The following is a 7,820-nucleotide window of genomic DNA, read 5'->3' as shown; positions in this document are numbered from 1 at the left end:
CGGCCCGAGGCGGGCGATCTGGCCGGAGGCCGGGCGGTCCATCTCTACCGGCTGTATCAACAGCGGCTGAAAAGCCTGAACGCCTGCGATTTCGGCGATCTGTTGCTGCATGTGCTGACCCTGTTCCTGTCCAACGAGGCGGTGCTGCGGTCGTGGCAGGGAGCGGTTCCGCTATCTGCGTGGTCGATGAGTACCAGGACACCAACGTCGCTCAATATCTGTGGCTGCGCCTGCTGGCGCGACGGCATCATAATATCTGCTGCGTCGGCGATGACGATCAGTCGATCTATTCCTGGCGCGGGGCCGAGATCGGCAACATCCTGCGCTTCGAGAGCGATTTCCCCGGGGCCAAGATCGTCCGGCTTGAGCGTAATTACCGCTCGACCCCGCATATCCTGTCCGCCGCCTCGGGCCTGATCGCCCATAACGGCGGTCGGCTGGGCAAGACGCTGCGGCCCGGACTGGCGCACGATCCCGAGCAGGTCGAAAAAATCCGCACCCGCGCGGTGTGGGACGGCGAGGCCGAGGCGCGGATGGTGGTCGAGATGATCGAGACCTATCAGCGCCGGGGCGAGCCGCTGGCCAGCATGGCGATTCTGGTCCGGGTCGGGTTTCAGACCCGCGAGTTCGAAGAACGGCTGATCGCGACCGGGGTGCCCTATCGGGTGATCGGCGGGCCGCGCTTTTACGAACGGGCCGAAATCCGCGACGCCCTGGCCTATCTGCGGCTGGTGCAATCGCCCACCGATGGTCTGGCGTTCGAGCGGATCGTCAATATTCCCAAGCGCGGATTGGGCGAGGCGGCGCTGCGCGATGTGGCGGTTTATGCCCGCGAGCACGATCTGCCTTTGCTCGAAGCGTCGCGTCGGCTGGTCGAGACCGACCTGTTGAAGCCCCGGCCGCGCAAGGCGCTGACCGCTTTCGTCGAGGATGTCGCCCGCTGGCGCTCGCTGCTGGGCAGTATGCCCCAGGACGAGCTGACCGCGACGATCCTGGACGAATCCGGGTATGTCGCGATGTGGAAGGCCGACAAGGCCGCCGACGCTCCCGGCCGGGTCGATAATTTGAAGGAACTGGTGTCGGCGATTGCCGAATACGATTCGCTGGGCGCGTTCCTTGAACATGTCGCCCTGGTGATGGAAAACGATGCCAACGCCGGGGGTGACCGGGTGGTGGTGATGACCCTGCACGGGGCCAAGGGGCTGGAATTCGACAGCGTGTTCCTGCCCGGCTGGGAAGAAGAGATCTTCCCCCATCTCCGTGCCCTGGAGGAAAGCGGCGATAAGGGGCTGGAGGAAGAGCGTCGCCTCGCCTATGTCGGGCTGACCCGGGCACGGCGGCGGGTGCTGATCAGCTTTGCCGCCAACCGCCGCGTCTATAATCAGTGGAAGACCCAGCTTCCCAGCCGCTTCCTGGCCGAACTGCCCGAGGCCGATGTCGAGCGCGAGGCCGATCGCGGCCTGTTCGCAGGCGGTGCGCCGACCGACTATTCGGCCCAGCCTCTGGCCGAGCCGCGCTCGAACTGGAGCTATCCCGCCCGCCGGTCGTCTTCGTCATCCGCGGCCGCGCCCGTCCCCCGCTCCGTCAGCGCCTTCAAGCCCGGCGTGCGGGTGACCCACGACCGCTTTGGCGACGGTACCGTTCTGGCGGTCGAAGGCCATACCCTTCACGTCGCCTTCGACGGTGCCGGAACCCGCACCCTGATCGACAGCTACGTCACCGCCCTGTGACCACGGAGACCCTGAATACGATGCCTCCCGCCTTTCCCGAGATCTGGCGTCTGCGCCTGACCGTCACCCCCGAGACCCTGGCGCCGTTCGAAGCGGTGTTCGACCTCTATGCCGAAGCGGTGACCATGTTCATGGAAGATCGCACCGGCATGTCTGACGGCGATTGTCTGTGGTTCCTTGAAGGCTTTTCCCGCACCCCTCCCGACCGCGCCACCGTGATCGCCGGTCTGTCGGTGGTCGCCGCCGCCAATGGGGTCGAGGTGCCGCCGCTCGAGATCGAGCGGGTGCCGGGGATCGATTGGGTTCTCGCCAATCTGCGCGACTTCCCGCCGATTGCCGCCGGGCGGTTCTTCGTCCACGGGTCGCATTGGCGGGGCAAGCCGCCGCAAGGCTCGATCGCGATCGAGATTGATGCCGGAACCGCCTTCGGCTCGGGCGAGCACGCCACCACCCGGGGCTGTCTGCTCGCACTCGACATGCTGTCCCGCCGTCGCCGCCGTCTGCGTGTGCTCGATCTCGGCGCGGGATCGGGGATTCTTGGCATCGCCGCCGCCAAGGTGTGGGCGTCGCGGGTTCTCTGCACCGATATCGATCCCCCCGCCGTCCGGGTGATGGCCGCCAATGCCGCCAACAATCAGGTTCGGTCCCGGGTCCGCGCTTGTGTCAGCGACGGCTATCGCAATCCGCTGGTGGGTCGGGGCGCGCCCTATGATCTGGTGTTCTCGAACATCCTGGCCCGGCCGTTGTGCCGCTTCGCTCCCGATCTGGCCGCTCACCTCGCCCCCAACGGGCTGGCGGTGCTGTCCGGTCTGCTGGAACGTCAGGAGCGGCGGGTGATGGCCTGTCACGAGGCGCAGGGGCTGCGGTTGAAGCAGCGCATCCTCGTCGATGGCTGGGCGACCCTGGTGATCGGTCGGTAACGACAGGAGCAGGGGGAGGGGGGAGAGCGGACTTTCCCCCCTCCCAATCCGTCAGAGCATCGTGCGTCAGACATGACGCACGATGCGATTGCGGCCATTGCGGCCGCTGCCAAGTGCCCGGAGGGCACGCCCGGCGAGGGGGATATATGAATCGCCTAAAGAGCGATTCATTTTAATGGATCGCTCTTTAGGCCCGCACCCCGGCCAGGAACGAATCGACTTCGCGCGACAGGGTGTCCGAATTGTCGGCCAGCGCCGCCACCGCCTGCAACAGCTCTTCCGAGCCGGTGCGGACCTGTCCGACGATGCCGCCCATCTTGCCGACGGTATCGGTGACCTCGCCGGTGCCGGTCGACGCCTGCTGGATGCTGCGGGCGATTTCGGCGGTCGCGGCCGATTGCTGCTCGACCGCCGAGGCGATCCCGGCCGAGATGCCGTTGATATCCTCGATCACGCCGGCAATCGCTCCGATGGCGCCGACCACGTCGTCAGTGGCGCCCTGAACCTCGCCGATCTGGGTCGAAATCTCTTCGGTGGCGCGGGCGGTCTGGTTGGCGAGGTGCTTGACCTCGTTGGCGACGACGGCAAAGCCCTTGCCGGCATCGCCCGCACGGGCCGCCTCGATCGTCGCGTTCAGGGCCAACAAATTGGTCTGGGCCGCGATGTCGTTGATCAGGTTGATCACGGTGCCGATCCGGCGGGCGGAGTCCGACAATTGCTTCACCATCGAATCGACCCGTTGCGCGTCATCAACCGCCTGGCGCGAGATCGCCGAGGATTTCTGGACCTGGCTGGCGATTTCGTGGATTGAGGCCGATAATTCCTCGGCCGCTGCCGCGACGGTGCCGACATTGCCCGAGGTCATTTCGGCGGCGCGGGACAGATCGGCGGCGCGGCCGTCGGCTTCGCGCGAGGCCCCGGCCAGGGATTGCGAGATGCCGCGCAGATGTCTTGCCGCCTGATTGACGGTATCGACGACGCCCTTGACCCCGCGTTCGAAACTGTCGGCGGTGACGGCCAGTTCGGCCCGGCGTTCGCTGTCGGCGCGGGCCTTGGCGGTATCCTGCTCGGCCTGGAGCCGATCGGCGCGGATCAGTCCCTCCTTGAACACCCGGACCGACCGGACCAGTGCGCCGATTTCGTCGGCGTTTTCGTTGGCCTCGATCACGATGCTACGATCCCCGGCGGCCAGGGCCTCGGTTGCCCGGGTCAGTCGGCCGAGCGGAACCAGCACGGCGCGGGCGATCAGCCACGCCAGCAGCGAGAAGGCGGCGATCACACCAGCACAGACAATAGAGCCGAGGGCGAGGGTATCGGACAAGGCCCGTTCTTCATGCTTGAACCCGGCCGAGACTTCGGTCTTCAAGGTCTGTTCCAGCGTGTCGAGTGCTTTCATAACCTTTGTTCCGCCATTGTCGATCTCGTCGTCGAGGCGGGCAAAGACGGCTTCGTCGGCCCGCTCGCGGATCGCTCGGGGCAAATCCTCGGCGGTCAGGGTCCGCAATCGGGCGGCGTCGGCGGTCAGGGTGGCGGCGGCAGCGCGCTCTTCGGGGGTGTCGAGCAGCCGTTCGGCGGCCTTGGCGGCCTCGACCAGCTTGTGGGAGGATTCGGTCAGGATGGCCAGTCGCTCGGGCGAAACCACGCCATCGCTCTTATCGACGATCGAGTCCATCGCCGCCAGATTGAGCGTAAGGAGGTCGATCCGCGCCTGGGTCAGCAGAGAGCCATCAACGAATTTCTGTTCAAGCTCGATCCGGGCATGATCAACCGTGTGGTTGGTATAAACAATAATCCCGCCTAAAGACGACAGTCCCAGGATTGCCAGTCCCCACAGGACGATGAACCGCATTCGGATCGTCATCTGCATCATCCGGTTCCTCCCCGCTCGCCGGGGATTGTCCGCCGGCATGGATTTGAGACAGTGATATGGGGTGGGTTATAGGGCTTGCGAAATTTTACCCTGTTCCTATGCCGACGGCATATATTAATCAGGCTATGTCCCTTATTTTCTTGCGGGCTTGGGCTGCGGTTTGTTACAGACCTTGTTGTGAATGCGAACGTTTATCATTCGCGATAATTTCGGGCGAGGAGCAGATGCAAAACAACAAAGGAATGAGTCCGGCGGCGTCGGACGAGGGGCGCCCCGGTAAGACCGGCGTTTGCGCTCTGCTGGGCGTCATGGCGGTGATGGGCGGGTTGGCGGCGACCCCGGCCCAGGCCGATGAAGAAGAGGCCAAGGGCTTTTGGCAGCGTGACACGCTGACCGGCGATTGGGGCGGGGCACGCTCCAGCCTGGAAGAAAAAGGCATTACCGTTTCCGCCACCTATACCGGCGAAGCGCTGGGCAACGTCAGCGGCGGTCTGCGCCAGCGTGCGGTTGCCTCGGGCCTGCTTCAGGCCGATGTCGAAGCCGATCTGGAAAAGGCGATCGGGTGGCAGGGCGGTCTGTTCCACTTCACCGGCCTTTACACCCACGGCCGGTCGCTCAGCGGCAATTTCCTCCAGAACTGGATCCCGTCGCGCGATATCGAGACCTCGCCCAACACCCGTCTGTTTGCCCTGTGGCTGCAACAGAGCTTCTTTGACGACATGGTGTCGCTGAAGGCCGGTGTCGTGCCGATGCAGGAAGAATTCTTCAATTCCGAATACGCCGCCAACCTGATCGGCAGCCCGTTCGGATGGCCGGGTTCGTTCGCTCTGAACTACCCGATGGGCGGCGGCTATCCGCTGTCCGGTCCGGGCACCCGCCTCAAGATCAAGCCGACCGATAATCTGGCGATCCTGACTGCGGTGTTCAGCGGCGATACCGCCCCCGGCGCGGGGGGCGGCCGTCCCGACGACGCCACCCGGCGCAATTCGACCGGCACCGATTTCGCCCTCGAATCCCCCACTTGGTTCGGCGAGGTTCAGTACGGCCTCAACCAGGAAAAGGATTCCAAGGCGTTGCCGACGATGATCAAGGTCGGCGGTTGGTACCACAACCACAGCTATAACGATCTGCGGTGGGGCACCGACAACCTGTCGCTGTCCGATCCCAGCTCGAACGGAGAGGCCCAGCGGCATAAGGGCAATTGGGCGGCCTATGCGATCCTCGACCAGATGCTGTGGCGTCGGTCCGGCGAAGCGGGCGGTGGTCTGGGCTTCTTTGTCCGTGGCACCCTGATGCCCGATGACCGCAATCAGGCGCCGTACTATGTCGATACCGGTCTGGTGCTGAAGGGCACCTTCGAAGGCCGTGACGATGACGTGGCCGCGATCGGCTTTGCCTATGCCGGCGCCAGCGACCGTCTGTCGCAGCGTGACGCCGATGCGCGTGCCCTCGCGGGCAGCAGAGCGGGCGACCATGATTACGAAGCGATGCTGGAAGTCAGCTATCGCTACAAGGTTACCCCGTGGATGACCCTGGTGCCGGACGCCCAGTACATCATGCATCCGGGCGGGACCAGCGATTACACCGACGCCAACGGCGAGACGATCAAGGATGCCGTCATCCTCGGTCTGCGCACCGTGCTGACGCTGTAATCCAATCCGACGACGCGCGTTTGGTGGCGCGCGAAAGAGAGGGCGTCCGGAGCAAGTCCTTCGGACGCCCTTTTTATTTTTACTCGCGGTAGCGGGCGACCATCCGTCCGGCCCAGCCCAGCAGCAAGACGGCGAACAGGGCCAGAATGCCAAGCGCGGCGAGGGCATCGCCGGTCAATCCGCTCTGGCGCAAGGCGATGTTAGCGTGGGTCAGCGGCAACAGATGCAATGGAGCGGACAGCCAGGGCGGCAGGCTGGCCAGCGGAAAGAAGGTGCCGCAAAAGAACCCCATCGGGGTGATCAGGAAGTTGGTGTAGGTGGTGTGTTCCTCGGTGCTGCGGGTCGAAAGCCCGATCACCATTCCAAGCGCTGCGAACAACGCGGTTTCCAGCAGCAGGGCGAGCGGAATCGCGGCGGTGGGATCGGGACGCCAGCCCGCCGCCAGTCCGGCCAGTCCGACCAGAGTGGCGGCGAACAGGCCGCGCGCCATCCCGGCGGCAACGGTCCCCGCCACCACCGCCAGCGGCGAAACCGGGGCCAGCATGATGATTTGCCAGGTGCGGTGATAAAAGCGGGCGATATTGATGCCGCTGGCGACCCAGGTGAAGGCGTTGTGCATCGCCGCCATCCCCATCAGTCCCGGCACCAGAAAGGTCAGGTAATCGCCGCCGTCGATCCTGACCTGCCGCCCCAGCCCCAGCCCGAACACCACCAGATACATCAGCGGCGTCACCAGGGCCGAGACGACGAAGGTCGGCCGGGCCAGCTTGGCGCGGTAAAGCTGCATTTCGCGCCGGAAGATCGGACCGGTTCCGGACAGCAGGCTCATGACGCGGCTCCCGCCGTCAGGTCGATCACGACGTCTTCCAGCCGCGCCGCGCCAAAACGTGCGGTCAACTCCGCCGGGCTGCCGATCGCGACCAGTCGGCCCCGGTTGATGATGCCGACCCGGCCGCACAGCCGTTCGGCCTCTTCGACATAATGGGTGGTCAGGATCACGGTGCAGCCCTGGTCGCGGATGTCGCGGATCAACGCCCACAATTCGCGGCGGATCGCCGGGTCAAGCCCGGTGGTTGGTTCGTCGAGCAACAGGACGCGGGGCCGGGTCAACAAAGCGCGGCCGATCACCAATCGTCGCCGCATCCCCCCGACAGGCCGTTGACCGGGCGGTCGGCCCGCTCGGCCAGCCCCAGCCGGGCCAGCATCTCGGCCACCGCCGCCTCGGCCGCCTCGATCCGGTGCAGCCGGGCGTGGAACGACAGGTTCTGGCGCGGGGTCAGGTCGCGGTCGAGGTTGTTTTCTTGGAACACCACCCCGATCAGCCGTTTGACCTGGGCGGCTTCGCTGACGGTATCGTACCCGCCGACCAACAGCCGACCCGAATCCGGGCTGGCCAGGGTGGCGAGCAGCCGGACCAGGGTTGTCTTGCCCGCGCCGTTGGGGCCAAGCAGGCCGAACGCTTCGCCCGCGTTGATCGAAAGGTCGATTCCGTCCAACGCGGGCAGAGCGCCGTATCGCTTGACCGCCGCCTCGACCCTGATCATCCGCCCGTACCTTCCCTGTCCGTTTGACCGGCCGCCAACTGGTAGGGTATGCGCCGCCGATCCGGCAATGGCAAAATGCGGTTTCGCAACGCTTTGGTGGCCCA

At 65.3% G+C, this 7,820-nt stretch carries 6 protein-coding genes and 2 pseudogenes; 4 read left to right on the top strand and 4 right to left on the bottom strand.

Going from position 1 to position 7,820, the window contains the following annotated elements:
* Nucleotides 1-18: 18 nt before the first annotated feature.
* The 3 genes and pseudogenes from K678_RS19860 to K678_RS12225 form a co-directional block, all read left to right on the top strand.
* A pseudogene (locus K678_RS19860) lies at nt 19-102 on the top strand (hypothetical protein); the annotation flags it as partial.
* Between the two features lie 77 nt (nt 103-179).
* Nucleotides 180-1,730, top strand: a complete 1,551-nt coding sequence (locus K678_RS12230; protein WP_021132772.1) for an ATP-dependent helicase — start codon at nt 180-182, stop codon at nt 1,728-1,730.
* A gap of 20 nt (nt 1,731-1,750) precedes the next feature.
* Nucleotides 1,751-2,650, top strand: a complete 900-nt coding sequence (locus tag K678_RS12225; protein WP_021132771.1) for a 50S ribosomal protein L11 methyltransferase — start codon at nt 1,751-1,753, stop codon at nt 2,648-2,650.
* Between the two features lie 187 nt (nt 2,651-2,837).
* Here K678_RS12225 and K678_RS12220 read toward each other — a convergent pair whose 3' ends face one another.
* Nucleotides 2,838-4,511: a methyl-accepting chemotaxis protein gene (locus K678_RS12220; protein WP_196802577.1), complete on the bottom strand. Its 1,674-nt coding sequence runs from the start codon at nt 4,509-4,511 to the stop codon at nt 2,838-2,840.
* Between the two features lie 233 nt (nt 4,512-4,744).
* Between K678_RS12220 and K678_RS12215 the strand changes: the two genes are divergently transcribed.
* Entirely contained in the window at nt 4,745-6,172 is a 1,428-nt protein-coding gene (locus tag K678_RS12215) for a carbohydrate porin (RefSeq protein ID WP_021132769.1), read from the top strand.
* Nucleotides 6,173-6,251: 79 nt separating this feature from the next.
* On the opposite strand, the gene K678_RS12210 is transcribed toward K678_RS12215, so the two are convergent.
* The 3 genes and pseudogenes from K678_RS12210 to K678_RS19065 all read right to left on the bottom strand — a co-directional run.
* Nucleotides 6,252-7,001, bottom strand: a complete 750-nt coding sequence (locus K678_RS12210) for an ABC transporter permease (RefSeq protein WP_021132768.1) — start codon at nt 6,999-7,001, stop codon at nt 6,252-6,254.
* Nucleotides 6,998-7,315, bottom strand: coding sequence for an AAA family ATPase (locus K678_RS19070; protein WP_331270953.1), 318 nt, complete (start codon nt 7,313-7,315; stop codon nt 6,998-7,000). The genes K678_RS12210 and K678_RS19070 overlap by 4 nt, the downstream gene beginning before the upstream one ends.
* Nucleotides 7,301-7,716: pseudogene (locus K678_RS19065) on the bottom strand (ATP-binding cassette domain-containing protein); the annotation flags it as partial. The gene K678_RS19070 and the pseudogene K678_RS19065, both read right to left, overlap by 15 nt.
* Nucleotides 7,717-7,820: the final 104 nt, after the last annotated feature.

This window comes from Magnetospirillum fulvum MGU-K5, assembly GCF_000442515.1.
GTDB lineage: Bacteria > Pseudomonadota > Alphaproteobacteria > Rhodospirillales > Magnetospirillaceae > Phaeospirillum > Phaeospirillum fulvum_B.
Note: the sequence above shows the minus strand (reverse complement) of the source record. Positions and strands in the feature narration are given on the sequence as shown.